The sequence below is a fragment of the Mesorhizobium carmichaelinearum genome (genome assembly GCF_900199455.1).
Classification (GTDB): domain Bacteria; phylum Pseudomonadota; class Alphaproteobacteria; order Rhizobiales; family Rhizobiaceae; genus Mesorhizobium; species Mesorhizobium carmichaelinearum.
In genome coordinates this window covers 104,215-129,734 of sequence record NZ_FZQR01000011.1, presented here as the reverse complement: position 1 = coordinate 129,734, position 25,520 = coordinate 104,215, and the positions used below count along the sequence as shown (strand labels likewise).

The following is a 25,520-nucleotide window of genomic DNA, read 5'->3' as shown; positions in this document are numbered from 1 at the left end:
GAAGGAGATGTTGCCGAAGGGGAGAGTTGGCTTGCTTCTTGTCAGGCTAAGGGTGGGCCAACAATGTCGATGCCATTGCTTGCGCAGAGCTGCACCAGTGCCGCGATGATCTCCGGCGTTGGCTCCATCTGCGACGGCAGTTCCGGCCGTTCTGCCGGACGGCTCGCCCTACGCAGCATCGTCTCGAAATCGGAGCCGCGCGTGACGGTGAGGCTGCGCGCGCCTTCGGGCGACTCGACCCGGTAGGTGTGCGGCAGGCCTTTCGGCGCGATGACGGTCTCGCCGACGCCCGCGATGCACTCGTGGCCGTCGATGGTGAAGCGCATGACCCCTCCCAGGATATGAAACACCTCGTCCTCGTGCCGATGCACATGCAGCGGTGGAGAGTCGCCATATGGCATGCGATGTTCGACGACGCAGATGCCGTCCTCTCCCGCCGCCGACGAGACGTGGATCGCGACGAGCGTGTTGTTGAACCAGAAGAGTTCCTTGCCTGTGATTGTCCCGGAGGTCATTGTCATGGCTCTCTTGTTCCTTTTGGGTCGCTTTTTGCCGACGGGGCGGCGCCGACAACGACCTAACCAGGGACATGCCGGCGATGGAAATCCAATGATCGTATGGGGCGAATTGATGCGATGAATTTGAATGGCCTCGATCTCAATCTCGTCAGGGTGCTCGACGCGCTGCTGCGGGAAAGAAGCGTGACGCGCGCTGGTGAGCAGATCGGCCTCAGCCAGCCGGCCGTCAGCGCGGCGCTCAATCGCTTGCGCCACGCTCTCAACGACCAGCTGTTCGTGCGGCACGGCAACGACATGGTGCCGACGCCGCGCGCGGAGAGCCTGGCGGAGCCGGTGCGCCTGGCACTGCGCGAGATCGAACGCGCCTTCCATTCGGCGCAGTCGTTCAATCCGGCGGAGCTCGAGCGAACCTTCACGCTCATGGGTGCGGATTTCTTTTCCATGCTGCTGATGCCGACGCTGGCGGCGCGCGTCGCGGCTATCGCGCCGCGTGTGTCGTTGAGGTTTCTCGATAGCGCGCGCGGCGATGTTTCGCGGCTGCTCCAGGATGATGAAATCGATGCGGCACTGGAACGTCCGCTGGAGGTCTTGGACTGGGTCTCCAGCGTGCCGCTGTTCCATTCGCCATTCGCAATCATTGCGGCGCGGGACAACGCTGCGATCAGACAGGCGGGGATTGCAGATGGCGAGCTGCTGCCGCTTGAGCTTCTCTGCGAACTGCCCCACGTTCTTCGCTCGATCGACGGCTCGATGTCGGGCTCCACCGACGAGGCGCTCGGCAAGATCGGACGAAAGCGTCGTGTCAGCTTAGCACTGCCGCACTTTCAGGCCGTCGCGTTGGCCGTGGCAAACGGAAACTACCTTTCCGCGGTTCCCAGGCAGTTCGCGGTTTGGGCGGCCAAGACCCTGCCGCTCGCCATGTTTGAACCGCCACTTCCCATTGCTGTTCCTGAAATCAGGATGTACTGGCACGCACGCCACGACGACGAGCCACCTCATCGCTGGATTCGCAATCAGATCCTGGAAGTTGTCGACGCTCTTGGATTTGTGGAAAGCGCCGCCGGTCAAGTTGTCGCGCCGTAGCGGCCAGGCAATTCACCCGCCGTATAACGGCCTTCGATCGCAAAAAATGCCGCCGCTGGTCGAGGTGTAGCTTCCCGCTGCATGTGCGCGGAACTCTTTTCCTTGACCTAAAGGCCGCGGCGGCCAAATCCCGTTGGACCTGTGGGACGCCTCGTTTGCGATGTCGGAGGTGCGGAATCCATCCTGCTGGCTTGCTGTTCCAGCCTGGTGGATCGCGATTGCTGCTGAACAGAGCGTTCGGCCGTCATACGTGAAATGTGGGCGTTGAGGTCGCTCCTCGAATCCCCTGTACCGTATGGCGGGCCATAGTCGTTGTTGCCGTCCGAGCCGGAGAAAAAGCCGCACTCGACGAGCACCCACAGCCCGCCAATATAGGGGAGGAACAACAGCAGCGACCATCGGCCCGATTTGTCCAGGTCATGGTACCGCTTGATCGTTGCGGCGAAATTGACCCAGATCGAAAGTGCGGCGCCGATGAGCAGCACCAGATTGGCACTTAGCCCGTCTGACTGAAATGCTCTGAGCCTATGTCCGGCCGATGCACCTCCGACATGGACAAGGGCGGCGACGGTCACCACCAACAGGGCCAGCACTGCGAACTGGGCCAACCACCACTGCCCACGCCCAATGCGCCCGGAAAATCCAAACAAAAGATTCATCTACATCTCCCCATCGGCAATGAGCGCAATATTCATTGTGTATGTAAAAAGTGACTAAAGATAGTTTGGTGGAATAATGGGTATGATGGCCCGACTAGTTGGATGGTTAACTGATGTGAAATTGTATGTATAAATAAAGGCGGATATTTTATTCCTGTCGATGGGGCTGCGCTCGGCAGCGGAAAACAACCGTTTGGTCGACAATCGGATTTTCCAGGTCCAGACCAACAGTGCGCCGAGCCCCTGACTGGTCTCACGTAAGGCAACAGCCAGCGCTCACCCCGCAGTATTTCCACCGTCGATCGCGAAGATACCGCCGCTCGTCCACGCGGCCTCGTCGCTGGCGAGATAAACCGCCATCCCGGCGAGGTCGTCGGGGCGGCCGATGCGCCCCAGCGGATAGCTGCGTTCGACATAGGCCTTCAGCTCCGCCTGTGCCTCGGCCGGAAGATTGTCGACGGTCTTGCGCCGCATGGCGGTGTCGACCGTGCCGGGCGCGATGGCGTTGACGCGGATGCCGCGCGGGCCAAGCTCGAAGGCCAGCGATTTGGTCAGCGAATTCAACGCCCCTTTGGACAGGGAGTAGAGGCTGGAGGGCCGCTTCGGGATCATCTTGTTGGCGAAATAGGAGGAGATGTTGATGACGGATGCACCGGCACCGAAATGCGGCAGCAGCCCCTGTGTGAGGAAGAACGCCGCCGTCACATTGAGCGCGAAGGAGTGCTGGAACTGCGCCTCGCTGACGGTCTCGAACGGCACGAGATAGGCGACACCGGCATTGTTGACCAGAACGTCGAGCGGCCGGCCGGATGCTTTCACGTGCTCGACAACGGCTGCGATGCCCGGACTGGTGGCAAGATCGGCCGACACTGTCTCTACGGTTCCAACCGGGCCGGGAGCCGTCAGCCTGTCACGTGCGGCTTCGAGCTTGCCGGCGTCGCGGCCGACGATCAGGACATCGGCGCCCTCGCGCAGGAACGCTTCTGCGATTGCCAGGCCGATGCCGTCCGAGCCGCCGGTCACCAGCGTGCGTTTGCCTTGCAGTCTCATCAGGCACTCCGAGGTCGCCTTGGCCAATGCCAGAGCACTGCATAGTCGCAGCCCGGGTCAAGCCGCTGACCTATCCCACGGTATGAACTTCGCCAGTTGCCGACAGGACCGTCTGCCCTTGCATCCGCCGCACCAACGCGATAGCCGCGTTGATCGAAACGGGTCGCGGCGAGACGTCTTCCAAAATGGCACCACTCAACACCGGTCTGAAGGCGCTTCCGATGGCTGTCGACGTCGTCGAGGTTGGCGCTTCCTGCCCGGCCTCAATCGCGGCGAGATCCACTGCCGTTTCGAAGGCGGCAAGCTCAAGGTGCGCTCCCGTGCCGCCTGGCTTGAAAGGCATGTGCAGGTGCTGACCTTGATAGCCGAGGCGTTGGCATCCCTGGGCGTCCGCAGCCTGCCACCGTTCTATATGCTTCTCGGCGACACGCCGTCGCGCCGAAGGCATCGCTATTTTCGCACGCGTTTCGCCTTCTCTCAGGCCGACGGCTATGGCGAGGTGGCGGCGCCCGATTTCGTTTTCGATGGCTGGCCGGATGCGAAGTTCAACGACTACGACCAGAAGACGCGGGCGATGGCGGCCGCATCGGAAGAGCCGCCGCGCGACAACAGGTTGTTCTGGGCGGGGCGCTGCATGAACGGTGCCCGCAAAAGGATTGTCGAGATTGCGCCGGCCCGCCCGGACCTGATCGAGGCGTATGACACCGAGGCGAATTACGATGTCGCCACCAACCGGTATTCCACCAAATTCAGGACGATGGAAGACCAGGTCACCACCTACAGGTACATGATCGATGTCGAAGGGGCGGGTTATAGCGGCCGCTTCAAGATGCTGCTCCACACCAAGCGCGTCGTGCTGCTGCAGGATCGGCCGTGGCGCGAATGGTTCTTCGAAGATATCGAACCGTTTCGCCACTACGTCCCTGTGGCGCGCGACATGTCTGATCTCGCCGAACGCATCGAGTGGCTGCGCGCCAATCCGAAGCTGGAAAGCGAAATAGCCGCGGAGGCGCGGCAGTTCGCACAGACCCACCTGACCCGCGCGGCGGCGGCGGCGGCATGGGCGAAGCTGCTGGGGGATCACGCCGCTGCCGGCGGCAATCTGAAATCCGGCCTTGAACGGCGCAAGCGCGCGACCGGTTGGCCGGTCTGACAGTCCGCACCCGCTGCGTGGTATGAAATTCGCGCAGGCTTAGGCGCCGGCAGTCACATGCTGGCGCATGGCCAGTCGGGCGGCGACAAAATCCTTGACCTGGCGGATCGCCTGTTCGCGCGACACGCTGCCCGGCTCCAGGCCGAGGCGCAGCCAAAGCCCGTCGATCAGCGCGGTGACGCCAAGCGCGATGTCGTCGGCATCTTCAGGCGAGGCAAGGCCGTGCAGGCCGGACAACAGGTTCGAGCGCATGCGCGCGTGCAGCACCTTCTGAATCCGCGCCAGCTTTTCGTCACGCGGCACCTCGGCGCAGAGCGAAAGCCAGGCATGGCAAAGAGGCGGCAGGAACAGATGCTCCTCGAAATTGCCATCGATCACCGCATCGAGCCGCTCCATTGGCGTGCGCGCCTGGCGAAGCCGGGCGACGACCGCGTCGCGCAGCACGGCGTTGGCCTCGCGCATCGCATGCTCGAACAATTCCTGCTTGTTGCGGAAATAGTGCAGCACGATGCCCTTGGAGGCGCCTGCATGGGCTGCCACCTTTTCCAGCGTCGCACCCGCAATGCCCTCGCGCTCCAGCACCGCGAAGGCGGCCTGCCGCAACTCCTTGCGGCGTATGTCACTGAGACGCTTGAGTTTCACGGCTTCGATCCAGGCATTGCGAATCCACGTTGACATTTTCGTCCGCCTAGATCAACAATTGACCAGTGGGACAATAAAAAGACCAGATGGTCAATTGAGCGATGACGAGGAGAATCGAAATGGTCCGCATGCTTGCAAATGGCGTCTGTCTTGCAGCCCTGATGCTGGGCGCCCATGCGGCCCAGGCGGCCGAGGCCGACGCCGAGCAGTGCAGGGCGGTCCGCATGGCCGAGCCGGGCTGGAACGATCTTGCCTTCACCACCGGCGTCGCCAATGTCTTGCTCGGCGCGCTCGGCTATCAGCCGCAAAGCTCGGTGCTGGGCATCAACGTCATCTACGAAGGCATGAAGAACAACGATCTGGACCTGTTCCTCGGCTATTGGGATCCGGCCATGGTCACCTATTACGAGCCCTACAAGAAGGATGGCTCGGTCGAGAATGTGCGCGTCAATCTCGAAGGCGCCAAATACACCTTCGCCGTGCCGACCTATGTCTGGGATGCCGGCGTCAAGGATTTTGCCGACCTGCACAAATTCGCCGACAAGTTCAGCAAGAAAATGTACGGGATCGAGCCCGGTTCGAACCAGCTGATGATGGACGCTATCGCCGACCCGTCGCTCGGTCTCGACGGCTGGCAAGTGGTTGAGTCGAGTGAAGCCGGCATGCTTTCCGAAGTCGGCTACGAGATCAAGGAGAAGCAGTTCATCGTCTTCCAGGGCTGGGCCCCGCATCCGATGAACACCATGTACGACTTCAAGTACCTGACCGGCGGCGACAAGTTCTTCGGCCCGAATTTCGGCGCCGCGACGGTGACGACGCAGGTGCGCAAGGGCTATCTGCAGCAATGTCCGAATGTCGCGCAATTCCTCAAAAATCTCGCCTTCGACATCGATTTCGAGAATGTCGGCATGGGCTATCTCATCAATGACGGCATGAAGCCGGAGGACGGGGCGCTGAAGGCGATCACGCTGAACAAGAACCGCCTCGACACCTGGCTCGCCGGCGTCACCACCTTCGACGGCAAGCCCGGCCTTGCCGCGGTCAAGGAGAAGCTCGGCCTGTGACGTCGGTCGCGCTGGAAGCGGCCCCGGATGCCTGGGCGGAGCAAGACGCCTGGGCCGGCCGCAAACAATCCATCAATTCCGGCGGCCTCGAGATCGCCTATGTCGAGATTTCGGGCGCCGAGCCGGCGCTGGTTCTGGTGCATGGCTTCACCGATACCAGCCGCAGTTTTTCGCTCCTGGCGCCGCATCTGGCCGGCCGCCGGCTGATCATGCCCGACCTGCGCGGCCACGGCGCGTCACAAGCGGGCAGGGGTTTCGGCATTGCCGACTTTGCCGACGATATTGCCGGCCTGATCCAGCATCTGCGGCTCGAGCGCCCTGTTGTCGTCGGCCATTCGCTTGGCGCAATGGTCGCCGTCGCCTTGGCTGCTCCGCACGGCGAACTCATCGGCGGACTGGTGGTCATGGCCGGCACGTTGAAGCCCGATTTCGCGCACGATCACCCGCTTGTCGCGGGTGTCCAGGCTCTGCGCGACCCGATATTACCGGCCGACCCGTTCTATGCGTGGTGGCATGCCTGCAGGCCCGGTGTGCCCCAGCCGTTTCTCGCCGGCCTGGCGAAGGACGCCTCGGCCATGCCCGCGGCGCGCTGGCGCGCCATTCTGGAAGAGATTTGCCGGGCTGACCTGACCGGTGCGGCGCAAGCTGTGCGGACCCGAACGCTGATCATCGCCGGCGCGTGCGACCCGCTGTTCGGCGAGGTGCATCAGCAGGCGCTGTCGCGTTGCCTTTCGGAGGCACGCCTCGTGCGCGCCGAAGCGTGCGGCCACAACCCGCATTGGGAGGACCCGGCCTTTGTCGCGCGGGCCATCGCCGAGGCGTTCGTCGCCTAGCGCCCGACCAAGGATCGTGACGTGGACGACAGCCGCAAAGTCTCGGTCGGTTTGGTCAGATCAGGCTGGGCGGCCTGCCAATAGGCCTGCCATGCCGGCGCGGCGGCGAGGGCGGCTTCGTGGCGGGCATGCGCCTCGGCGCTGTCGAACCGGGTGACGGAAAGGAAGACGTTTTCGCTGGCCCGCACCGGCAGGCGCGGAAAGCTGTTTTCGGCATGCTCCGTGATAAAGGCAGCGAGGAGATGGACGCCGGGCGCCTTCATCATAGGTGCCGCCTCGGCCGCGAAGCGACTGGCGAAGCCGGTCTCCGCTCCGGGCCTGAGATGATGAATCTGGATGACAACAATGCCAACCAGCGGCTTGTTTGGAATTGGCTTTTCGCCAGTGGCCACGGCGACGCGCTGCGTGCCCGAGAGGTCGAAGCCGGCACCCGGCCAGGCTGGCTTCAGCAGCAACACGTCGTCGGAATCGATCATTGTCGCATTGGCCGCATCGCGATGCGCCGCCCAGACCGGGCCGTCGTAGAAGGCGGTTAGCGCCTGCTTGCGGGCGTCCATGCCGCCGAAGCCGCGCAGCCAGATGAACATCTCCGGACGGTCGAGATCGCGGAATTGGCCGATGATGGTCATCCCAGCTTCTTCCTGGCCTTCGATCAACTTACCGTCGAAGACGTCGATGAGTGTGTCGCGTTTGCCGGTCTTCAGCGTGTACTGCCGCAATTCGACGACAGGTGAGGCGAGCGCGGCAGCTTCCGGTGCAACGTTCAGGGGGAGGTTCATCAGCGGGTCTCCAGAAACAGGGTGATCATCCTGTTTATAAACAGACCGGTTGTCCTGTTTTGTCAACATGCTATTGTCGGGCAATGTCAGCAGAGATGATCCTTCGATCAGGCCCACGGCCAGGAAAACGCGTCAACGACCCCGAGGGCATGCGCCGGAAAGTGCTCGATGTCGCCGAGGTTGCGTTCCAGGCGCGCGGCTATCACGCGTCCAGTCTCGGCGACCTGATGGCTGCGGCCGGGGTCAGCGGCGGCGCGCTGCATCATCATTTCCCGACCAAGAAGGCGCTGGCGCTGGCGGTGATCGACGAGCGCGTGGCGGCGGCGGTCGAGGCGACATGGATCGCGCCGGTTGTGGCAGCGGCTTCGGCGCGCGAGGGGGTGCGGGCCGTGTTCGAGGCCGTGGCGGCGGAACTGGATCAGCAGGGTTTCGTGCGCGGCTGCCCGCTCAACAATCTGGCGCATGAACTGTCGCTCGCCGATCCCGATCTGCGCGCCGCCCTTGCCGGCATCTTTTCAGCCTGGCGCCAGGCGATCGCCGGCAAGGTCAGGGCCGACCAGCAGGAGGGCAGGGAGCAAGGCACCGATCCCGAGCGTTTCGCGGCACTTGCCGTCGCTACCTATTCCGGCGCCATGTCGATGGCCAAGACAGCACAGGACGCCACCGTGCTGCGGGACTGTCTGGCGGCTCTCGGCGAAGCCTGAACCGCAGCCGCGCTATGCGTGCCTGGCGATGGCGTTCGAGGGCGGGCCAACGGAGCCGCGCTCGAAGATCGATGTGGGCAGAATGAGCCTTTCCGCCGGGCGCTGATCTCCCTTCAATCGCCGGATGAGCAATTCCGCGACACTCTTGCCAAGCGCGTAGACGGGCTGGTCGATGACGGTAATGGGCGGGGTTGTCACGCTCGTCCAGTCCGCATCGTGGAAGGTGATCAGCGAAATATCCTCGGGAACCCGCAAGCCGCGTTGGCGGATCACCCGGAATATCTCCAAAGCTATCACGCTGTCGGAGGCAAGGATCGCCGTCGGCCGATCTGGTCCGGACAGCATCTCGTCGGCGACCCTGCGCGTTTCGGCGGGGCTTGTTGCACCAAGCCGGACATAACGCTCCGGCCGATCAATGCCGGCATCCCGGCACACGGTGAGGAAGCCGTCGATGCGCTCGCGAACCGACGAGGTGTAGATTTGCGTGAGATCGCGGTACTCATGCCCTTCGGCGTCGACCGCGGTCACATAGGCGATGTTGCGGTGTCCGGCATCCACAAGAATGCGGGTCGCGCGCATGGCGATGCCGCGATCGTCGACCGTGACCGTATCGACATCCAGATCGGGCAGCGCCCTGTCGAGCAGGGCAAGCGGCCGGCCAGAACGATGGATGTCGCGCAGATGTGAGATGTCACGCGATTCCGATGGCGTGACGATCAGCCCGTCGACGCGCTTGCCGATCAATAGCCGCACGGCTGCCTTTTCAGCCTCGATCCGCTCGCCGGAATTGGCCAGAATGACGTTGAACCCGGCTGCCCTTGCGGCGTCGCTGATGCCACGCACAGCGAGGCTGAAGAACGGGTTCTCGATGTCGCCGACAACCACCCCGATGATGCCGGACCGACCGGTCGTCATGCTGCGAGCCAGCTCGTTCGGACGGTAGTCCAGTGCCTTGGCCGCGGCCATGACATCAGCGCGGATCGTGTCACTGACGACGCCGTATCCGCCCAGCACGCGCGCGGCTGTCGCTTTCGATACGTTTGCCGCGCGTGCGACGTCGCTGACCGTTATCGACGGGGTCTTGGGCGCGGTTCTTTTCATCGGATGAACGACTACAAGAGTTGTTGACGGAAGGTCAATCTGGCGATAACGATTATCAAAGAGACCGGTCTCAATCAATAAGAGACCGGTCTCTTTAAGAAAATTATGAGCCGAGAGGCGTGAGGAGACGTGCCGCGCATACCGCAGTCGCGGGCGCGTCAAATGCGAGATTGCGGGCTCGACGTAAATATCAACAAGAACAGACCTTCAGAGTGGAGAGAAGACATGAGCAGGACAGGAATTCTCAAGTCGTTGATGTCACCGGTCAGGACCGGCGCGATGGCTCTTATGGCCGTGTGCATTGGCGCCGGGTTGGTTTCGGGAGCAGCCGCCGCGGATGACAATCCCTATGGTCTTATTGATGCGAAAGTCATCAGCGTTGGTACCATGGGCGATGCCAAACCCTACGCTTTCACCCAGGCGGATGGCACGTTCACCGGCTTCGACATCGAATTGTTCCGCAACGTCGCGAGCCGCCTTGGTTTCAAGCCGGACCAGGTGATCTTCACCGGCCAGGAATTCTCGGCGCTGATGCCTTCGGTTGCGAACGAACGCTTCGATGTCGCGGTCGCGGCAATCGGCACGACGGAAGCGCGCAAGAAGACCGTCGACTTTTCCGACGGGTATCTTGCGGGCTATCTCTCCGTGCTTACCTCGGACAAGGCGATCACGTCGGCGGAGGGGCTCAAGGGCAAGCGCCTCGGCGTCGTGCAGGGCACGCTCCAGGAAATCTACGCGGCGAAGAACTTTGTCGGAACCGATCTCGTCAAATTCCCCGACAACAATTCCGCCGTTTCAGCGCTCAACAACGGAACCGTCGACGCGCATTTCCTCGATTACGAGGCCGCCAAGGACTATGGCGTTCGCTATCCGAACCTGAAGATCGCGGTCAATATTCCTTCCTTTGACGCGCCGGCCGGCTTCGTGGTGCGCAAGGGCAACGACAAGTTCCGTGGTGCCTTGAACACCGCCCTTCACGCAGCCATGCAGGACGGAACCTGGAAGACGCTCTACGAGAAGTGGTTCCCCGGTTCGCCGATGCCCGACCAGTATCTCCCCAAGAAGTAACCGCATCCGGCCGCCGGCTTTCGCGCCGGCGGCCGGACCTTACGCTGCCGTGCTTGATGGCGGACGATGCGGACAGCGCACCCGAAAGGCGGGCGAATGGACTGGCTTGAAAACCTGCGGCGCAGTTTCCTCGACTGGCAGGCCATGGCGGACGTGCTGCCCAGCATGATCACCATCGGATTGAAGAACACCTTGATCCTCGCGGCCGCGTCCACGGTACTGGGTGTCATTCTCGGCATGATCCTGGCGGTCATGGGCATCTCGCAATCGCGTTGGCTGCGCATTCCCGCCAGGGTCTATACCGATATTTTCCGTGGCCTTCCGGCGATCGTCACGATTCTGCTGATCGGCCAGGGCTTTGCCCGCATCGGCCGTGAAATCTTTGGCCCTTCGCCCTATCCGCTCGGCATTCTCGCCCTCAGCCTGATCGCCGGCGCCTACATCGGCGAAATCTTCCGCTCGGGCATCCAAAGCGTCGAGCGCGGGCAGATGGAGGCCTGCAGGGCGCTTAGCATGAGCTATGGCCAAGGCATGCGCCTGATTGTGATCCCGCAAGGCATCCGCCGCGTCTTGCCGGCCCTGGTCAACCAGTTCATCGGCAACGTCAAGGATTCGAGCCTTGTCTACTTCCTCGGTCTGCTCGCGTCGGAGCGCGAGATTTTCCGTGTCGGCCAGGACCAGGCAGTGGTCACCGGAAACCTCTCTCCATTGCTTCTGGCCGGTGTTTTCTATCTCGTCATCACCGTGCCGCTGACCCACGTGGTCAATCACATCGACAACTCGCTGCGCGTCGGAAAGCAAAAGGCCGGTCTCGTCACCAGCGGTCTCGCCGAGGTCGATGAACTGGAAAACGCCATCAGCAATCCACCTGCGCAGACCAGTCTTGAGGGCAATTCCGCGCTTCCTCGCTTCAAGGGCGGCAGTCTCACCATCACCGATCTCGACATGGCCTATGGCAATCTCGATGTCCTCAAGGGTGTCAGCCTGACGGTCAAACCGGGGACGGTCACCTGTGTCATCGGCCCGTCAGGGTCGGGCAAGTCGACCCTGCTGCGCTGCCTCAACCGCCTGGTCGAGCCCAAGGGCGGTGACGTGCTGCTCGATGGCGCGAGCATCCTGGCGACGAAGTCGGAAAAACTGCGCCGGCGGGTCGGCATGGTGTTCCAGCAGTTCAACCTGTTTCCCGACCACACAGCCCTGGAAAACGTCATGCTGTCGCTGACCAAGGTCAAACACCTCCCGGTGCAGGAGGCCGAGCGTATCGCCGAGGCGCGCCTTGCCGACGTCGGGCTGGCTGCCCGCAAACACCATCGTCCCGGAAGCCTATCCGGTGGCCAGCAGCAGCGTGTGGCGATCGCTCGTGCACTGGCGATGGATCCGGAGGTTATCCTGTTCGACGAGGTGACGAGCGCTCTCGATCCCGAACTGGTGAAGGGCGTTCTCAACCTCATGGCGGACCTCGGCCGGCGCGGCATGACAATGGTCGTGGTCACCCATGAAATGGGCTTTGCCCGCAAGGTCGCCGATCAGGTCGTGTTCATGGATGAAGGCCGCGTCATCGAGGTCGGCACGCCTGCAGCAATCTTCGACACGCCGAAAAGCACGCGTCTGAAGCACTTCCTTGCCGAAGTGCTTTGATCGCGCATGAGCCCCGAGACGGCCGCCCAATCCAACTCCACCAGTGAAAGAATATCCCATGGCTACAGCACATTCCGTCTCAAAGGTCGTTGTTGTCGGGGGCGGCATTTTCGGTGTCTCCTCGGCCGTCCATCTGGCAAGGCTCGGCATCCAAACCGTTCTGGTCAATGATGGACCGCTCGCCAAGGGAGCCTCCTGCCGTTCGCTCGCCTGGCTCAATTCAGCGCGCAAGCGATCGGCTGAATATCATCGCCTGCGCATGATCGGTATCGACCGCTACCGGACGCTGTCGGCGAGATATCCGGATGCCGCCTGGCTGCGTTTCGACGGTGGCCTGACATGGGATGCGGACAATGTCTCGAACGAGATCGCCGATGTCTTCGCTCATGAAAAAGCCCTCGGCTATGATGCGCAACATCTGTCTGCGGACGCCATAGCCTCAGTCACGCCAGGTGTCTCTGCAAGCGCTGTCACGCCTCAAGGCGCGATCTTCAATCCGGGCGAGGGCTGGGTCGACCTGCCGTCGCTGATCGAGATATTGATTGCGGAATTCGTCGAGCGCGGCGGGCAACTGGTCACCGATGCCGGAAGCGCCGCGGTCACGGTCGTCGACGGTCGTGCCACTGGCGTCACCACGACAAGCGGCATCAGCCTTGCTGCCGATGCTGTACTCCTGGCGACCGGCGGTGATGTGCCACGAATGGTTGCGGACTCCGGCCGGTATATCGCCGATGGGACGCCGATCGCGCTGCTCGTCAGGACCAAGCCGGTCGACTTGCCCCTTCGGGCCGTGCTCAACACGCCGCGGGTCGCCATCCGGCCAACGCCGGACGGAGCGCTCGCGCTCGATTCCGCCTGGTCGGAAGAAGAGGTGGTGGTCAATTCGGACGGCACCTATGGCGTAAAGGCTTCGACCGTTCAGGGGCTTCTCGACGAAGCCTCGAATGTTCTCGAGGGTCATCCAAGGTTGGAATTGCAGAGCTACGGTGTCGGGCCCAAGCCGATCCCCGGAGACGGCGAGCCGGTCTTCGGCCAGTTGAAGGATATCCAGGGATATTACGTTGCCTTCAGCCACAGCGGCGCAACGCTTGGCCTGATCGCCGGCGAATTGCTTGCCGGCGAGATCGCCAGCGGCACTGAGCATCCGCTGCTTGCGAACTTCCGTCCAAGCCGCTTTTGATCAGACCGGTCCAAAGGCTTCCTGCGCACCATAGACCCTCTATTCGGCCAGCGGCTTGATCGTCTCGTAGCCGTTGACCGATTGCGCGCTGCTGCCTTCATCGTAGCGCCGGGCGAGGGCAGCCTGCAGGTCAGGCGAATAAAGCGCTGTGAATGCATCGAGCGTCTCGCCGGCCCCGTTCTTGAAGGTCTCGTTGACGGCAAGCACGTTGTATTTGCAGTCGCCCAGGCTGAACGTCTCCTTGCCCTTGACGACCAGGGTCAGCGTCTTGGTGGCCTTCGGCTGCTTGTCTGGCGACAGCTCGACGAACTCGATCGTGCTCTTGGCTCCCGTCTTCAGCGGAAACAGTTTTCGCAGATCGGAAAACGGGATCATTGCCAGCCGGCCGGTGTCGCTGTCGCGAAAAACCTCGATCAGGCCGGCAAACAGGAACTGCTTTTGCGGTGATTGCGACTCGTAGGTGTTGGTGACGGAAATCATCCCGCCGGCCACGGGCCGAAACTCGCTTTTGATCCCGGGCCGCGCCAGGATGAACCCATTTTTCGCGGACTTCGCATCGACGCAGGGACCGGCAAACGCAATACTTGCCGGCAGCAAAACCGCCAATGCCATGCCGACAAACGCGCTCTTCATGACGCTCCCCCGTTTCTTCCAAATCAAATGCAAGCGCAGGTAGAAGTGGCAGACGTTCATTGCGATGTCGATGGTCAAGGCAGTCACGATTCGATGCCGTCGCGACATTGCTGAAACTGGACGGACGGACGTCGCTTGTGCTGAAATTCCGCCGATGATGAATCACCGGCCGCCAAAATTGTTTTCACGACGCAGCTTTCTGGTGCAGGCCGCCGGTCTTGCCGCGGCTGGTGCGCTGTCACGCCCGGCGTTCAGCCAGACCGGGCAGCGCATCCAGCCCATCGACGCCACCTTCCTGTTCATCGCCGATGTCCACGCCTGCCGCATGGCGAGCGGTCTGAGCCCCAACTGCCAGCAGGAGGGCAAGACCGACGCGGCACTTTTGCGCAATGTCGCGGCATTGAACGGCATCGGCGACAAGGACTGGCCGGCCGAGATCAACGGCGTCGCTACTGGCTTGCGTTCGGCCGGCAGCCGGATCGGCACGCCGCTCGGCCTCGTCGTCGGCGGCGACATCACCGACGATGGCGGCGGCCAGATCGCCCAGCCAAGCGAGGGCACGCAGTTGCTGCAATTCAGCCAGCGCTATAGCCAAGGCGTCGGCCCGGATCGCATCCACATGCCGGTCTATGTCGGGCTCGGCAACCATGATCTCGACCAGAACGGCCCGCCGCACCATGTCGACTGGTACCGGCGCGAGCTGCGTGACTATGTCGAGGTCAACCACCGCGCCGGCGTGTTCTTCAAGCCGCCCGTGCCGGCCACCGACTACGATGTCGACACCGACTGCTATTCATGGGACTGGGGCGGCCTGCATCTCGTCCAGACGCATCGCTTTGCCGGTGACACCGGCCATGGCGCCGAGAGCAGCCTGCCATGGCTCAAGCAGGATCTGGCGACCTACGCGGCGGACGGCCGCCCCGTCATCCTGTTCCAGCACTATGGCTGGGACACATTTTCGACGGAGCGGTGGGATCCCGCCAAGAAAACCTACGACGATGAGGGCGCCGGCCCGCCGCACTGGTGGGGCGATGCCGACAGGCAAGCGCTGCTGGCGGCGCTGAAGGGCTACAATGTCGTCGGCATCTTCCACGGCCACCAGCATGACGCCTCGCTGATCTATCGTCGTGACGGGATCGACCTGTTCAAGCCGAAGGCCGCCTATATGGGAGGGTTCGCCGTGGCAAGGGTGACCAGCGATGGCATGGACGTCGTGTTAGGCGAGGCGACCGATGACCATGGCGAGGTCACCTTCACCAACGCTTTCAGCAAGGGCTGGAGCACGTGAAAAGGCGGCCTTGGCGGCCGCCTTTCCGATAGGAGCGTTTCTCGATGCGGGATCAGAACGCCTTCTTGACCTTGTCCTTCACGTCGCCATAGGCCTTCTGCACCTTGCCGGCGAGCTTGTCGGCCATGCCTTCAACCTGGGTCCGCCTGTTGCCGGTCGCCTTGCCGGCGGCCTGTTTTACCGAGCCTTTAATCTGCTTGGCCATGCCAGCAACCTGATCCCTGTTCACCACTTTCGCATCTCCTGGGAGTCTTTGAATTCCTGGGAATTCATCCGCGCGAATAAACGGACCGGCATCATTTAGGTTCCAGACATCCCACCGGAAGCAGACGAAACGCGCGAGGCGGCTTCCGGCGCCTAGGCAGGCAGGCTAGGCTGTGGATACGCGCCGACCAATCGCGCGCACGGGGAGAAAAATGGCGGAATTCAAGCTCTACATCGGCAACAAATGCTTCTCCTCATGGTCGCTGCGGCCATGGGTGGCGATGAGGCACCTGGAGATCCCGTTCGAAGAAGGCTTTGTGCGGCTGCGTACCCCCGAGACCTTTGCCAATCTGGCGAAAGTATCGCCGACCGGTCAGGTGCCGGTCTTGAATCACGAGGGAAGGATTATCTGGGAAACCCTTGCCATCCTTGAATATCTTGCCGACCTGTTTCCCGAGAAAAAGCTCTGGCCCGATGATATAGGCGCCCGCGCCTTGGCGCGCGCGGCGGCGACCGAGATGCATTCCGGCTTCCGCGAGGTCCGCTATGGCTGGCCGATGAATTTGCGGCGGCCGGAGGGGCACAAGCCGCTCGACGCCGAAGGGGAAGTGCAGCGGGCGCGCATCGAGGCGCTGTGGCGCGAGTGCCGCGAGAAATACGGTAAGGGCGGCCCGTTCCTGTTCGGCCATTTCACCGCGGCCGATGCCATGTATGCGCCGGTCGTCACCCGCTTCGACACCTATGGCGGCGAGCTCGCGCCCGACACCAGGGCCTATGTCGACGCCGTGCTGGCAATGCCGGCGATGCGGCACTGGTATGCGGAGGCGGCCGGGGAAACATGGCCCGAACCCGGCCCCGACGAATAAGCCGAACAACGGGCGGGAGGAGGACGGATGGCCAGCAACGAAGCACCGCATGAAACCGCAACGGCAAAAATCTTTCATTGCCGGCTGATTCCGCCGCGGCCGGACTTCGCCTTCACCATGACGGAGGAGGAGAGGGAACTGATGGGCCGGCATGCCGACTACCTGCGCGGCAAGCTTCGCGAGGGCGTGATGATCATGGCCGGCCCGGTCGCCGATCCGGCCGGCCCTTGGGGCCTGCTGATCCTGCGTGCCGGCAGCGAGGCCGAGGCAAAGGTGGTGACCGACGGCGATCCAGTGGCAAAGTCAGGTCGTGGCTTTCGCTATGAGATCCTGCCGATGATCAGCACGATCATGTAGGCCGCTGGCATGGGCTCGCGGCCGGCTCCGGCCACGGCCTCCTGGCATCCGGCACAAATGCGCTGGCTCGGTGCCTTTTTGAAGCACGGTCTTTCAGCCGGTTGGTCAGTTGAGGTCTCTGCGTCGAGCAACCCAGAATTGAATTCTGTTCGCTGGAGAACCAGAGATTGACTCGGCGCCCAAAGCAGTCTACAAGAAATATGTCGATATTTGTTTGACCGACTTTTGTTATCCGCGCACGCAAGCGTGCCTTTGACGAACTTCCCCATCAAAAATCGAGACAAAAATCGTTGTGCGTTCGCACCGCGATTAACGAATATTTGCCATGGAAAGGGTTCGTTTATGAGCACCGGCACAGTTAAATGGTTCAACGCCACCAAAGGTTTTGGTTTTATTCAGCCTGACGACGGCTCGGCCGACGTTTTCGTTCACATCTCGGCCGTAGAGCGCGCCGGCATGCGCGACATCGTCGAGGGCCAGAAGCTCGGCTACGAGATGGTCCGCGACAACAAGTCGGGCAAGATGTCCGCCGACCAGTTGAAGGCGGCCTGAAGAAAGAATTCAGCCGTCCCGGTGACCACGGATGTACTGGCACTGGTGAATGGCGAATTCGAGCGCATGGCCGCGGAGACGTGAGTTTCCACGGCCCATGACGCGCACGAGGAGTTTGCCTTGTGCATTCAATTGGATGCGCGGTGCTCCTATGGAAGGTCAGGCGGTGCCTGGCCTTTTTCATTTTACGCTTGTTGCCGCCGAAAATGCGCTGCGCGTCGGGCTGAACGTGCTAAGGAACGCCTTAGCAATTTGAATCCGCTGCCGTATTGCCCCAATGCAGTGTTGCTTTGTGCGTGGTCCTGACCGAAGACCCGGTCTCGCCCTATCGGCACCAGGCTCCTGACAGGAGAAAGATTTTGACCGCCAATCCGAAGACCGCCGCCGATCCGGCGGTGTCGCTGTTCAGCAAGACGCAAACCCAGTCTATGTCGCTCGGCCGCATCCTATCCGAGCGCGATGCCGTCAGCGAGGCGCGGGAAGCCAAGACCGCCCGCTTGCGCGAACTGCGCCTGGAAAAGGAAGCTGACGAGATGGCGGCGGCCGCAGCACTCGCGGCGCTGCCGAAACGAGCCGGAAAACGCTGATGGCCACCAAGCGCGTACCGCCAACGCCGATCGCGGCCGATGCGACCATCGCCGACATGGTCGAAGGTCTCGACAAGCCGGTCGAGTATGTCCGGCGTGTGCTGGAAAAACTCGAACGCTGCAAACGCGCCCATGGCGATGCCCAGGTGCGTGTCGGCGTGCGCGGCCGCGCCGAAGCCCCGAACTACTTGATCGAATATGTCCGCGAGGACAAAAAGACCCAGGAGCGGCTGACCTACCAGGACGCCGCCTACAGCGGCAGCACGCATCGTGAGCTGGCGCCGCATCACATCGCGGAGGCCAGGAACTGGTCGCCCGAGGAAATGAACATCACGGCGGTTTCGGCACTGATCGGCCGCTTGCGCAATCCGCGCGCACCATCATCGCGCTTCGCCGACGAGGACTGACATGGCCATCAAATTCTCCGCCAAGGACCAGCCGGCTGCGCCGGCTCCCGCTGCAAAGCCTGCGAAGCCGGTTGCCGTGAAGCCCGGCGAACCTGCCGAAGCCGCGACCGATCTGTTCAAGTCGCCGGTCGAAGCGCCGGCGCGCAAGACAGGCAAGAAGAAATAGCGCCTTGCCGCAGGACGCCGGTCGCAATCCTGCCGCGCCGGGGCTGCTCGCCCTGGTCGCTGCCGCAAACCTTTCGTCGTCGCAACACGAGACCGCTCCGCTCTTCGACTGCCAGAGCTGCGGCGCCTGCTGTTCCTATTCGGCCGAATGGCCGCGCTTCTCCACCGAGGATGATGCGCAACTCGACCGTATCCCTGAAAAATATGTAGCGGCCGACCTGTCGGGCATGCGCTGTGACGGCGTGCGCTGTTCGGCGCTGTCGGGCGAAGTCGGCAAGTCGACAGCATGCGGCATCTACGAATTGCGCCCGGATGTCTGCCGCGCCTGTATGCCTGGCGACGCGGAGTGCCTGATGGCACGTCGGGCGGTCGGATTGCCGGTGTAGCTGCCAATCTATCCTATACGGGAGTACGCCGATCAGCCCGCTTGTGCGCCGACCCGCAGCCCGATACTTTCCCGGCCGGGCAGGCCGCTGGAGGAAATCATCGTGAGTATCGAATTTCTGTTGACGTCGCTGATCGTCGTGGCCTCGCCCGGCACCGGCGTTCTCTACACGCTGAGCGCCGGACTTTCGCGCGGTGCGCGGGCCTCGATCATTGCCGCCTTCGGCTGCACGCTCGGCATCATCCCGCACATGGCAGCCGCCATCACCGGCCTTGCGGCGCTGCTGCACACCAGCGCGGTCGCCTTCGATACGCTGAAATATCTCGGCGTCGCCTATCTGCTCTACATGGCCTGGAACACGCTGAAGGAGAAGGGTGGCCTGAGCGTCGAGGACAATGTCGCGCCACGCTCGGCCGGCAAGGTGATCGCCACCGGCATCCTCGTCAACGTGCTCAATCCGAAACTGTCGATCTTCTTCTTCGCCTTCCTGCCGCAATTCGTCAGCACCACCGAGCCCAATGCGCTGTCGAAGATGCTGGAACTCAGCTCCGTCTTCATGCTTTTGACCTTCGTGGTTTTCGTCGGCTACGGCATCTTCGCCGCTTCGATCCGCAACCATGTCGCCTCACGGCCGATGGTGCTGACGTGGATGCGCAGGACGTTTGCCGGCGCCTTCGTCATGCTTGGCGCCAAGCTGGCATTGGCTGATCGGTAGCGGCGATCGGCCGACTATCCCTTCACATAGCCCATCGCCTCGACGATGCGGCCGTCCTGGACGCGCATCAGATTGACGCCGCGGACGGAGGTGTGGTCGGCCATCCAGTAGCGCCAGCGGATGATCGCCCGGTCGCCGGCGACAAAGGTCTCCTCGAGGTCGAAGCGCGTGCCCAGCTGGGTGGCGATCGCCGACCACAATTCGATGCAAGCCGCCTTGCCGGCGCGGCGCGCGCCGTCCGGCGCGGGCGTGGTGTTCTCGATCACGCAGTCTTCAGCAACCAGATCGGCAAGCGCCGACGGGTCGTGGTGCTGGAAGACGTCGTTGAAGCGCCGCATCATCTGTGCCGTTTCGCCGGAGCGCGCGGCAGCGGTGCTGTCGATGATCAGTTCCATAGGATTTACTCCTTCCGTTTCAGTCGTTGAGGTGTCAGGTCAGTGCTGCCTTGAGCGTGATGCTGGCGACGCCGGCCAGCGCCCGCGAGACCAGGCAGGCCGCCTTGGCCTTTTGCGCCAGCCGCTCGAAGTCCTCGGCGGCAATGCCTGCGACGCTGGCTTCCGTGTCCAGTTCGATGCGGGTTATTGTCGGCCCGGCTGTGGTCGCACCGAGATGCGCCTTCGCGATAGTGCGGATGCTGTCGGGCGTGTGGCCTTCGCTGCCAAGGATGGCGCTCAGCGCCATCGAGAAGCAGCCGGCATGGGCAGCCGCGATGAGTTCCTCCGGGTTGGTGCCGGGGCCGTTCTCGAAGCGGGAAGGGAACGAGTAGGCGCCTTCGAAGACCCCGCTGCCCAACTTGAGCCGGCCGGATCCTTCCTTGAGTGTGCCGCGCCATTCGGCCGATGCATCGCGAACAGTCATTGCTTGCTCTCCTCTGGTTGATGGAATGCGGGATCACGCGCCGTCGATGACGACCTTGCCGAAGACATCGCCCTGCATGAAATGCCGATAGGCCTCGCGCGCCTCGGCGAACGGAAAGACCTTGTCGAGGATCGGCTTCAGCTGATGCTTGCCGACTGCGGCCAGAATCGCCTCCAGCCCAGTGCGGTTGCCGACGAACACGCGGCCAATGGTGGCGAGGCTGCGCTGATAGATAGCGCCCGGAATCTCGATCGAATTGCCTCTCGCATCCTGAACGGTCAGCACAACGATGCGGCCGTAAAGGGAGCTTGCGATCAGCGATTGCGCGAAGGTCGTCGGACCACCCGTCTCCACCACCACATCGATGCCGCCGGTCGCCTCGCGCAGCTTCATGCCCCATTCCGGGGTTTCTGTGGCGGCGATAGCGATATCGGCGTCAAGCGCGCGCAGCCGGTCAGTCTTTTCGGCGCGCGAGGTGACGGCGGCGACGCGGCAGCCAAGCATCTTGGCGAACTGCAGGGCAAACAGCGCCACGCCGCCTGAGCCTATCGTCAGAACCCATTGTCCGGGCTGCGGGATCTCTGCTCCGGTCAATGCGCTCCAGGCGGTCAATCCGGCGCAGGTGAAGGTCGCGGCTTCACGCCAGGAGAGATGCTCGGGCAACCGTACCGCCCATTGTTCATCGAGAAGCGCATATTCGCTGAGCATGCCGTCCAGCGTGCAGCCCAGCTGGTCGATGATTTCGGGATGAAGCCGGCCGTCGATCCAGCGCGCGAAATAGCTGCCGGTGACCCGGTCTCCGACCGCAAAGCGCGTGACACCGTCGCCGATCGCCACCACTTCCCCGGCGCCGTCGCTCAATGGAACGATGCCGGCGCGGGGTGGCAGCGGGTATGTGCCCTTGAGGATCATCGCGTCGCGGCGGTTAAGCGACGTGGCGTGCACCCGCACCAGGATCTGATGGGCGCCGGGCTCGGGTATTGCCTCTTCGCGCGTTGCCAGCTTCTCGATCCCGCCAAAACCCTCAAGTCGGTAACGCTGCATTGTTGCCTCCAAATTATATAGACCGATCTACATATTATGTAGACCGGTTGTCATATTCCAAGCAAGGCCTATAATGCGTATTCCTGACAGAGGCTGACATGGCGACAGACACACGCACCCGCATGATCGAAGCGACGGCGCTGCTTTTGCGGCGGCGCGGCTATCACGGCACCTCACTGAACGACATTTTGAGCGCCAGCGGCGCGCCGCGCGGCTCGCTCTACTTTCATTTTCCAGGCGGCAAGGACCAACTGGTCATCGAGGTGACACGCGACAGCGTGGCCGGCGTGACGGAGCGTCTCGGCGCGGCGCTGGCGGCGGAACACGATCCGGCGGTCGCCGTGCATCACATTTACCAGTCGGTGGCCCGCATGCTGGAGGAGAACGAGTTCTCGTTCGGCTGCCCGATCGCGCCGGTAGTGCTCGACGCGCCGAACGACGTGCCGGACCTGGTCGAGATCTGCCGCGCCGCCTTCGAGCAGTGGATAGGCCTGCTGCGCGAGGCCTTCATGCGGGCAGGGGTGCCCGAACGCCGCGCCCATGCGCTGGCGCTGCTCGTCGAATCGTCGCTGGAAGGCCTTATGGTGATCGCCCGCGCCACCCGCGACCGCGCCCCGCTACAGGCGGTCGCCGACGAGGTCGCGGCGCTGATCGAAGCCGCGGTGCTTGCCGGCGAGGTGCGGCGACGCGCGGACGCCGCTGTCTGAAGTCAGGCCCCCTGGTTCGGGAAGCATGCGCTGGCGCTGAGGTTCGGGCCATTCGCCAGCGACGTCAGGAAGGCCGGCAGCACGGTCGCGAATGTGTAGGAAACCTGGACGCTCGAAAAGCCGGACAGGCCCGAGCAGGTGGTGTTGTTGCTGACGGTGATGTTGGCGTTGCTGAGCACAATGCCATCGGTCGCCGCCCTGCTGCTGATATAGCTGATTGTGCTGGCGGCGTTGTAGACGCCGTTCTGCGTGCATCCACTTTGCAGCACGCCGACGCAACGCGCGCCTGCCGCGGCGATTTCATTCAGCACATGCTGGGCCCAGTACATGCGGCCAAACTCGAACGTGCCCATCAGCACCATCAGCAGCGGCACCGACAGCAGCGCGAACTCGACCGCGTGGGCGCCGGATCTGTCACGCAGGAAGGATCGGCGACGGCTCATTGCGGTTGCACCACCGCCTGGATGGTGATGTTGCCGTTGCTGACAATGCCGAAGCCGCCGAAAATCGGCGTATACGGCTTGCTGGCCGTGATCGTCACGAATTTTCCTGCGATGCCGCCGGCACTGCAGATGCTGCCACACGTCACCGGGGTGCTCCAGGCCACAGCCCCGGAACTGCCTGGGCAATAACAGAGGTCGGCATTGGCGGCTGTGCCGGTTTGAGTGGCCGCGGATGTGGTGGCGTTGTACGCAAGCGACGCACCGTTGTTGATGACGACCTGAATGCTGCCGCCATTGCCGCTCAGGCCGCTGGTGACCACCGTCGCAATGTTGCCGGCCAGCGTGCTGCCGCCGGAGGAATTGACCTTGTCGCCATTGAGCAGCGCATAGTTGGAACCGGCCGAGACCGCCGAGCTCAGTTCGAATTTGGCCTTCAGCGCGCCGCCGATGTCGACGGTTCCGGCCAGGATGAGCAGCAGCACGGGGCTGACCAAAGCGAACTCCACCGCCGACACGCCTGTTTTCTGGTGCCGCAGGAAGTCGATCAGCGAGGAACGTCCGCTGGCAGGCAGGCCTCGGCAGAGGCGTGACGGCTTTCTCATTGCACGAGGCTCACCTTGCTGCTGCCAGTGGTGCTCGAGGCGGCGATGCATTCCGATGCGGCCGCGGTGCCGCCCGACAGCGTGATGCGTGAGCCGATCATCTGCAGGCACTTGCTCGCATCGGTTTTCGATCCCAGCACGCTCGAGCCGCCATTCATGATGATCGGGCCGTAGGGAAAGTAGAATGCGCCCGATATCTGGGCGTTGGCGCCGCCTTCGGCGAATGTGGCGCCACCGGTGTTCGTGGTCGCTGTCGGACCGATCACTGCCAGCTTCGCCGTTGCTCCCGACTGCGGTGCGGTGAGCACGATGTTGCTGTAGCCGGCGGCCACACAGAAGACATAGCCGTTGCAACTTCCCGAACTGGATTTGGCCTTGCCTGACAGCACAAGCGTCACATTGGTGCCGCTGACGCTGATCGTGCTGCCATTGCAGTTGGCGCTGCCGCCGCCATTGCCGCCAAGCGCGAAATAGCCGTCCACGGTGTAGACGCCGGCGCCAAGCAGGATGGCGCCGGAGCCGATGAAGTTGCCGGAGATGTCGTGCTGTGCTGCGGTCGGCACCACAAAGCAACTGCCGCCACCGCCGCCATTCACATTGCCGACGACCTGGAAAACGCTGTTGGCGCCCGTCGCATCGGACATGATCGTCGTTGAACCGCCGCCCAGCGTGATGGCGTTGCCATCGCTACCGGGGCCGATCTTGTAGGAATTGGTCGTGCCCGAGCCGAAGGTGAGTGTCGAACCGCCGGTGTTGGTGTAGCCGCCGGGGAGCTCGAACGTGCTCGGCCCGCCAAAGGTCAAGGCGGAGGTGTTGCAGATGCTGACCTGCCCCGAGCCGCTGCAGGCGGTGTCGCTGCGGCCGATCTTGAAGGTGCCGGCTCCGAACGTCGTCGTGGAGCCGCCGCCGGTGGTCAGTCCCTTGGTGAAGTTGAATGTGCCGGCGCCGAAGGTGGTGGTTCCGGCGGTGGTCACCTGCTTGCCGAAATTGTAGGTGCCGGCACCAAAAGTGGTGGTTCCCGCAGTGGTCAGGGTCTTGGCGAAGTTATAGATGCCGGGTCCGAAGTTCGTCGTGGCGCTGGTCGTGAGATCGCCGGCGAAATTATAAGTGGTCGTCGCTGCACCCGTGGTGGCGAAGTTGAGGTTGATGCCGCCGCCGATTGTCAAGGTGCCTATGTTGACGACGCTCTTGCTGCCGCAGTCGAGCGTCCATGTGCTGCCGCTGACGGACGCCGTGCATCCCAAGGTTACCGCCTGGCTCTGCGTCGAGCTCGGATTGTAGGCAAAGTCGATGTTGGTACCTGCCGGGGTGGTCGGCGCGCTGGGTGCTGTCGTTGCCGACAGTGCGGCTACGGTTGAAAACCGGGCCACGGCGGCGGTGACCGCGGCGTTGCCGGCCAGCGGGTCGGGGGTCGACTTCTTGGTAATCACCGCGGTTGCTCCGCTTGGCCCGGTAATGCCGTTGCACGGCTGGCTCGGGGCCGCGGCGGAATTGTAATTGACGCCGAGCGCCGAAATGCTGGTGCCGCAGGGGACGGTCACCGTGTTGTTGGAAGAGACGGTGCATTTCGGCGCCGAGATCGAAGTGCCGCCGCTCAGCGTTATCCCGGTCTGTGTGCCGTCGAGCGCAAGCATGCATCCCGGCGTCTGCGGCTGCGCGCCCACCTCGGCCACCGAATTGGCATAGATCTGCAATTGCTGACGATCGTTGAGCACGCGCGCCAGGAACAGGGTCCTGTAAGTATTGATCGACACAGAGACGGCGTTGACGCCGGTCGTTTTCGGGGAGGCAACCAGGCTGACCTGGACATTGGCGGCGGGGACGCCGTTGAGCACCGCGACGCTAACGGCGGTGGCAGTCATCTGGTCGGTGGACTTGTTGACATTGTAGGCGAGGGCGCCGGCATAGGCCGACAGGTCGGCTACGCGCTGATTGTCGGCCCGCTCGACCAGCCCAGCGCCATATTCGGTCACCAGGGCGGCCATGCCGATCAGGACCGGCATCACCAGTGCCGAGATGATCAGCACGTTGCCGTCGCGGCTCTGAAAAAATCGCCGGAAAAATTGCATCGATGGTTACCCGACACGCCACACGTTGGAGCAACCTCGCCGTGCTCCAGCTCTTTAGTAATCGTGAATGTGTTAAAAAATATTGTCCGACAAATTTGCGCGGCGCCGCCAAGGCGTAATCGAAGTCGCTGATTTTGCTAAGAAAACTGCACAAGAACGAGGCAGT

The 25,520-nt window shown here is 62.8% G+C and carries 33 protein-coding genes; 18 read left to right on the top strand and 15 right to left on the bottom strand.

The features are described from left to right. Positions 1-41: 41 nt before the first annotated feature. Entirely contained in the window at positions 42-521 is a 480-nt protein-coding gene (locus tag CKW40_RS24490) for a cupin domain-containing protein (protein ID WP_095202421.1), read from the bottom strand. Positions 522-617: 96 nt separating this feature from the next. On the opposite strand from CKW40_RS24490, the gene CKW40_RS24485 reads away from it, so the two are divergent. After that, a complete protein-coding gene (locus CKW40_RS24485) occupies positions 618-1,601 on the top strand; it encodes a LysR family transcriptional regulator (protein WP_244571273.1) in 984 nt (327 codons plus the stop codon). A gap of 107 nt (positions 1,602-1,708) precedes the next feature. Here the strand turns inward: CKW40_RS24485 and CKW40_RS24480 are convergent, their stop codons facing one another. The 3 genes from CKW40_RS24480 to CKW40_RS43890 all read right to left on the bottom strand — a co-directional run bounded on the left by CKW40_RS24480 (position 1,709) and on the right by CKW40_RS43890 (position 3,653). Then, the gene (locus tag CKW40_RS24480; RefSeq protein WP_095202419.1) at positions 1,709-2,260 is read right to left on the bottom strand and encodes a DUF805 domain-containing protein; all 552 of its coding nucleotides are present in this window, start codon (positions 2,258-2,260) and stop codon (positions 1,709-1,711) included. Positions 2,261-2,536: 276 nt separating this feature from the next. After that, complete coding sequence (locus CKW40_RS24475; protein ID WP_095202561.1) at positions 2,537-3,310, bottom strand: SDR family NAD(P)-dependent oxidoreductase; 774 nt, start codon at positions 3,308-3,310, stop codon at positions 2,537-2,539. Between the two features lie 70 nt (positions 3,311-3,380). Next, positions 3,381-3,653, bottom strand: coding sequence for a hypothetical protein (locus CKW40_RS43890; protein WP_179298095.1), 273 nt, complete (start codon positions 3,651-3,653; stop codon positions 3,381-3,383). A 6-nt stretch (positions 3,654-3,659) separates the two neighbouring features. Here CKW40_RS43890 and CKW40_RS24470 point away from each other — a divergent pair, with 6 nt between their 5' ends. Then, positions 3,660-4,463: a glycosyl transferase family 90 gene (locus CKW40_RS24470; RefSeq protein WP_179298094.1), complete on the top strand. Its 804-nt coding sequence runs from the start codon at positions 3,660-3,662 to the stop codon at positions 4,461-4,463. Between the two features lie 39 nt (positions 4,464-4,502). Here the strand turns inward: CKW40_RS24470 and betI are convergent, their stop codons facing one another. Then, positions 4,503-5,141: a choline-binding transcriptional repressor BetI gene (gene betI / locus CKW40_RS24465; RefSeq protein ID WP_095202417.1), complete on the bottom strand. Its 639-nt coding sequence runs from the start codon at positions 5,139-5,141 to the stop codon at positions 4,503-4,505. Positions 5,142-5,224: 83 nt separating this feature from the next. Here betI and choX point away from each other — a divergent pair, with 83 nt between their 5' ends. Next, a complete protein-coding gene (choX, locus tag CKW40_RS24460; RefSeq protein ID WP_095202416.1) occupies positions 5,225-6,169 on the top strand; it encodes a choline ABC transporter substrate-binding protein in 945 nt (314 codons plus the stop codon). Next, complete coding sequence (locus CKW40_RS24455; RefSeq protein WP_179298093.1) at positions 6,166-7,002, top strand: alpha/beta fold hydrolase; 837 nt, start codon at positions 6,166-6,168, stop codon at positions 7,000-7,002. The genes choX and CKW40_RS24455 overlap by 4 nt, the downstream gene beginning before the upstream one ends. On the opposite strand, the gene CKW40_RS24450 is transcribed toward CKW40_RS24455, so the two are convergent. Continuing rightward, complete coding sequence (locus CKW40_RS24450; RefSeq protein WP_095202415.1) at positions 6,999-7,781, bottom strand: NIPSNAP family protein; 783 nt, start codon at positions 7,779-7,781, stop codon at positions 6,999-7,001. The two genes, CKW40_RS24455 and CKW40_RS24450, sit on opposite strands and share 4 nt — an antisense overlap. 95 nt (positions 7,782-7,876) lie before the next feature. On the opposite strand from CKW40_RS24450, the gene CKW40_RS24445 reads away from it, so the two are divergent. Continuing rightward, positions 7,877-8,485 (top strand): TetR/AcrR family transcriptional regulator, encoded by a 609-nt coding sequence (locus tag CKW40_RS24445; protein ID WP_095202414.1) that lies wholly within the window; start codon positions 7,877-7,879, stop codon positions 8,483-8,485. Between the two features lie 12 nt (positions 8,486-8,497). Here the strand turns inward: CKW40_RS24445 and CKW40_RS24440 are convergent, their stop codons facing one another. Next, positions 8,498-9,586: a LacI family DNA-binding transcriptional regulator gene (locus CKW40_RS24440; RefSeq protein ID WP_095202413.1), complete on the bottom strand. Its 1,089-nt coding sequence runs from the start codon at positions 9,584-9,586 to the stop codon at positions 8,498-8,500. Between the two features lie 225 nt (positions 9,587-9,811). Here CKW40_RS24440 and CKW40_RS24435 point away from each other — a divergent pair, with 225 nt between their 5' ends. The 3 genes from CKW40_RS24435 (at position 9,812) to CKW40_RS24425 (ending at position 13,472) form a co-directional block, all read left to right on the top strand. Continuing rightward, positions 9,812-10,654, top strand: a complete 843-nt coding sequence (locus CKW40_RS24435; protein ID WP_095202412.1) for an ABC transporter substrate-binding protein — start codon at positions 9,812-9,814, stop codon at positions 10,652-10,654. A gap of 96 nt (positions 10,655-10,750) precedes the next feature. After that, the gene (locus CKW40_RS45385) at positions 10,751-12,292 is read left to right on the top strand and encodes an amino acid ABC transporter permease/ATP-binding protein (protein WP_095202411.1); all 1,542 of its coding nucleotides are present in this window, start codon (positions 10,751-10,753) and stop codon (positions 12,290-12,292) included. Between the two features lie 58 nt (positions 12,293-12,350). Further along, the gene (locus tag CKW40_RS24425) at positions 12,351-13,472 is read left to right on the top strand and encodes an NAD(P)/FAD-dependent oxidoreductase (protein WP_095202410.1); all 1,122 of its coding nucleotides are present in this window, start codon (positions 12,351-12,353) and stop codon (positions 13,470-13,472) included. 39 nt (positions 13,473-13,511) lie between these two features. On the opposite strand, the gene CKW40_RS24420 is transcribed toward CKW40_RS24425, so the two are convergent. Then, positions 13,512-14,105 carry a hypothetical protein gene (locus CKW40_RS24420; RefSeq protein ID WP_095202559.1) on the bottom strand — a complete coding sequence of 198 codons (594 nt, stop codon included), beginning with the start codon at positions 14,103-14,105 and terminating at the stop codon, positions 13,512-13,514. A 154-nt stretch (positions 14,106-14,259) separates the two neighbouring features. Between CKW40_RS24420 and CKW40_RS24415 the strand changes: the two genes are divergently transcribed. Beyond that, positions 14,260-15,393 carry a metallophosphoesterase gene (locus tag CKW40_RS24415; protein WP_095202409.1) on the top strand — a complete coding sequence of 378 codons (1,134 nt, stop codon included), beginning with the start codon at positions 14,260-14,262 and terminating at the stop codon, positions 15,391-15,393. Between the two features lie 52 nt (positions 15,394-15,445). On the opposite strand, the gene CKW40_RS24410 is transcribed toward CKW40_RS24415, so the two are convergent. After that, positions 15,446-15,625, bottom strand: coding sequence for a CsbD family protein (locus CKW40_RS24410; RefSeq protein ID WP_095202408.1), 180 nt, complete (start codon positions 15,623-15,625; stop codon positions 15,446-15,448). A 184-nt stretch (positions 15,626-15,809) separates the two neighbouring features. Between CKW40_RS24410 and CKW40_RS24405 the strand changes: the two genes are divergently transcribed. The 8 genes from CKW40_RS24405 (at position 15,810) to CKW40_RS24370 (ending at position 19,631) form a co-directional block, all read left to right on the top strand. After that, positions 15,810-16,463: a glutathione S-transferase family protein gene (locus CKW40_RS24405; protein WP_095202407.1), complete on the top strand. Its 654-nt coding sequence runs from the start codon at positions 15,810-15,812 to the stop codon at positions 16,461-16,463. A 27-nt stretch (positions 16,464-16,490) separates the two neighbouring features. Beyond that, positions 16,491-16,820 carry a YciI family protein gene (locus tag CKW40_RS24400; protein ID WP_095202406.1) on the top strand — a complete coding sequence of 110 codons (330 nt, stop codon included), beginning with the start codon at positions 16,491-16,493 and terminating at the stop codon, positions 16,818-16,820. A gap of 342 nt (positions 16,821-17,162) precedes the next feature. Then, positions 17,163-17,372, top strand: a complete 210-nt coding sequence (locus tag CKW40_RS24395; protein WP_010915421.1) for a cold-shock protein — start codon at positions 17,163-17,165, stop codon at positions 17,370-17,372. 359 nt (positions 17,373-17,731) lie between these two features. After that, the gene (locus tag CKW40_RS24390; protein WP_095202558.1) at positions 17,732-17,959 is read left to right on the top strand and encodes a hypothetical protein; all 228 of its coding nucleotides are present in this window, start codon (positions 17,732-17,734) and stop codon (positions 17,957-17,959) included. Beyond that, complete coding sequence (locus CKW40_RS24385; protein ID WP_095202405.1) at positions 17,959-18,366, top strand: hypothetical protein; 408 nt, start codon at positions 17,959-17,961, stop codon at positions 18,364-18,366. Before CKW40_RS24390 ends, CKW40_RS24385 begins: the two co-directional genes overlap by 1 nt. 1 nt (position 18,367) lies before the next feature. Then, positions 18,368-18,532: a hypothetical protein gene (locus tag CKW40_RS43885; RefSeq protein WP_095202404.1), complete on the top strand. Its 165-nt coding sequence runs from the start codon at positions 18,368-18,370 to the stop codon at positions 18,530-18,532. A 4-nt stretch (positions 18,533-18,536) separates the two neighbouring features. Continuing rightward, positions 18,537-18,917 (top strand): YkgJ family cysteine cluster protein, encoded by a 381-nt coding sequence (locus CKW40_RS24375; RefSeq protein WP_095202403.1) that lies wholly within the window; start codon positions 18,537-18,539, stop codon positions 18,915-18,917. A gap of 102 nt (positions 18,918-19,019) precedes the next feature. Then, positions 19,020-19,631 carry a LysE family translocator gene (locus tag CKW40_RS24370; protein WP_095202402.1) on the top strand — a complete coding sequence of 204 codons (612 nt, stop codon included), beginning with the start codon at positions 19,020-19,022 and terminating at the stop codon, positions 19,629-19,631. 14 nt (positions 19,632-19,645) lie between these two features. Here the strand turns inward: CKW40_RS24370 and CKW40_RS24365 are convergent, their stop codons facing one another. Genes CKW40_RS24365 through CKW40_RS24355 form a run of 3 tightly spaced genes read right to left on the bottom strand, consistent with a single transcriptional unit; the run spans position 19,646 to position 21,533 of the window. Beyond that, complete coding sequence (locus CKW40_RS24365) at positions 19,646-20,026, bottom strand: nuclear transport factor 2 family protein (RefSeq protein WP_095202401.1); 381 nt, start codon at positions 20,024-20,026, stop codon at positions 19,646-19,648. A 34-nt stretch (positions 20,027-20,060) separates the two neighbouring features. After that, positions 20,061-20,489: an OsmC family protein gene (locus tag CKW40_RS24360; RefSeq protein WP_095202400.1), complete on the bottom strand. Its 429-nt coding sequence runs from the start codon at positions 20,487-20,489 to the stop codon at positions 20,061-20,063. Between the two features lie 33 nt (positions 20,490-20,522). Then, positions 20,523-21,533 carry a zinc-dependent alcohol dehydrogenase family protein gene (locus CKW40_RS24355; RefSeq protein WP_095202399.1) on the bottom strand — a complete coding sequence of 337 codons (1,011 nt, stop codon included), beginning with the start codon at positions 21,531-21,533 and terminating at the stop codon, positions 20,523-20,525. 98 nt (positions 21,534-21,631) lie between these two features. On the opposite strand from CKW40_RS24355, the gene CKW40_RS24350 reads away from it, so the two are divergent. Continuing rightward, complete coding sequence (locus CKW40_RS24350; protein WP_095202398.1) at positions 21,632-22,240, top strand: TetR/AcrR family transcriptional regulator; 609 nt, start codon at positions 21,632-21,634, stop codon at positions 22,238-22,240. 2 nt (positions 22,241-22,242) lie between these two features. On the opposite strand, the gene CKW40_RS24345 is transcribed toward CKW40_RS24350, so the two are convergent. The 3 genes from CKW40_RS24345 to CKW40_RS24335 are packed head-to-tail and all read right to left on the bottom strand — an operon-like array spanning position 22,243 to position 25,354. Beyond that, entirely contained in the window at positions 22,243-22,683 is a 441-nt protein-coding gene (locus CKW40_RS24345) for a TadE/TadG family type IV pilus assembly protein (RefSeq protein ID WP_095202397.1), read from the bottom strand. Continuing rightward, positions 22,680-23,285 carry a TadE/TadG family type IV pilus assembly protein gene (locus CKW40_RS24340; protein ID WP_244571272.1) on the bottom strand — a complete coding sequence of 202 codons (606 nt, stop codon included), beginning with the start codon at positions 23,283-23,285 and terminating at the stop codon, positions 22,680-22,682. Before CKW40_RS24340 ends, CKW40_RS24345 begins: the two co-directional genes overlap by 4 nt. Then, a complete protein-coding gene (locus CKW40_RS24335; RefSeq protein ID WP_095202396.1) occupies positions 23,282-25,354 on the bottom strand; it encodes a TadE/TadG family type IV pilus assembly protein in 2,073 nt (690 codons plus the stop codon). Before CKW40_RS24335 ends, CKW40_RS24340 begins: the two co-directional genes overlap by 4 nt. Positions 25,355-25,520 lie beyond the last annotated feature (166 nt).

Coding starts and splice junctions, on each gene's coding strand:
- CKW40_RS24490 (WP_095202421.1), bottom strand. CDS start 521: ATGACAATGACCTCCGGGACAATCACAGGCAAGGAACTCTTCTGGTTC.
- CKW40_RS24485 (WP_244571273.1), top strand. CDS start 618: ATGGGGCGAATTGATGCGATGAATTTGAATGGCCTCGATCTCAATCTC.
- CKW40_RS24480 (WP_095202419.1), bottom strand. CDS start 2,260: ATGAATCTTTTGTTTGGATTTTCCGGGCGCATTGGGCGTGGGCAGTGG.
- CKW40_RS24475 (WP_095202561.1), bottom strand. CDS start 3,310: ATGAGACTGCAAGGCAAACGCACGCTGGTGACCGGCGGCTCGGACGGC.
- CKW40_RS43890 (WP_179298095.1), bottom strand. CDS start 3,653: ATGCCTTTCAAGCCAGGCGGCACGGGAGCGCACCTTGAGCTTGCCGCC.
- betI (WP_095202417.1), bottom strand. CDS start 5,141: ATGTCAACGTGGATTCGCAATGCCTGGATCGAAGCCGTGAAACTCAAG.
- choX (WP_095202416.1), top strand. CDS start 5,225: ATGGTCCGCATGCTTGCAAATGGCGTCTGTCTTGCAGCCCTGATGCTG.
- CKW40_RS24450 (WP_095202415.1), bottom strand. CDS start 7,781: ATGAACCTCCCCCTGAACGTTGCACCGGAAGCTGCCGCGCTCGCCTCA.
- CKW40_RS24445 (WP_095202414.1), top strand. CDS start 7,877: ATGATCCTTCGATCAGGCCCACGGCCAGGAAAACGCGTCAACGACCCC.
- CKW40_RS24440 (WP_095202413.1), bottom strand. CDS start 9,586: ATGAAAAGAACCGCGCCCAAGACCCCGTCGATAACGGTCAGCGACGTC.
- CKW40_RS24435 (WP_095202412.1), top strand. CDS start 9,812: ATGAGCAGGACAGGAATTCTCAAGTCGTTGATGTCACCGGTCAGGACC.
- CKW40_RS45385 (WP_095202411.1), top strand. CDS start 10,751: ATGGACTGGCTTGAAAACCTGCGGCGCAGTTTCCTCGACTGGCAGGCC.
- CKW40_RS24425 (WP_095202410.1), top strand. CDS start 12,351: ATGGCTACAGCACATTCCGTCTCAAAGGTCGTTGTTGTCGGGGGCGGC.
- CKW40_RS24420 (WP_095202559.1), bottom strand. CDS start 14,105: ATGAAGAGCGCGTTTGTCGGCATGGCATTGGCGGTTTTGCTGCCGGCA.
- CKW40_RS24415 (WP_095202409.1), top strand. CDS start 14,260: ATGATGAATCACCGGCCGCCAAAATTGTTTTCACGACGCAGCTTTCTG.
- CKW40_RS24405 (WP_095202407.1), top strand. CDS start 15,810: ATGGCGGAATTCAAGCTCTACATCGGCAACAAATGCTTCTCCTCATGG.
- CKW40_RS24400 (WP_095202406.1), top strand. CDS start 16,491: ATGGCCAGCAACGAAGCACCGCATGAAACCGCAACGGCAAAAATCTTT.
- CKW40_RS24395 (WP_010915421.1), top strand. CDS start 17,163: ATGAGCACCGGCACAGTTAAATGGTTCAACGCCACCAAAGGTTTTGGT.
- CKW40_RS24385 (WP_095202405.1), top strand. CDS start 17,959: ATGGCCACCAAGCGCGTACCGCCAACGCCGATCGCGGCCGATGCGACC.
- CKW40_RS43885 (WP_095202404.1), top strand. CDS start 18,368: ATGGCCATCAAATTCTCCGCCAAGGACCAGCCGGCTGCGCCGGCTCCC.
- CKW40_RS24365 (WP_095202401.1), bottom strand. CDS start 20,026: ATGGAACTGATCATCGACAGCACCGCTGCCGCGCGCTCCGGCGAAACG.
- CKW40_RS24360 (WP_095202400.1), bottom strand. CDS start 20,489: ATGACTGTTCGCGATGCATCGGCCGAATGGCGCGGCACACTCAAGGAA.
- CKW40_RS24355 (WP_095202399.1), bottom strand. CDS start 21,533: ATGCAGCGTTACCGACTTGAGGGTTTTGGCGGGATCGAGAAGCTGGCA.
- CKW40_RS24350 (WP_095202398.1), top strand. CDS start 21,632: ATGGCGACAGACACACGCACCCGCATGATCGAAGCGACGGCGCTGCTT.
- CKW40_RS24345 (WP_095202397.1), bottom strand. CDS start 22,683: ATGAGCCGTCGCCGATCCTTCCTGCGTGACAGATCCGGCGCCCACGCG.
- CKW40_RS24340 (WP_244571272.1), bottom strand. CDS start 23,285: ATGAGAAAGCCGTCACGCCTCTGCCGAGGCCTGCCTGCCAGCGGACGT.
- CKW40_RS24335 (WP_095202396.1), bottom strand. CDS start 25,354: ATGCAATTTTTCCGGCGATTTTTTCAGAGCCGCGACGGCAACGTGCTG.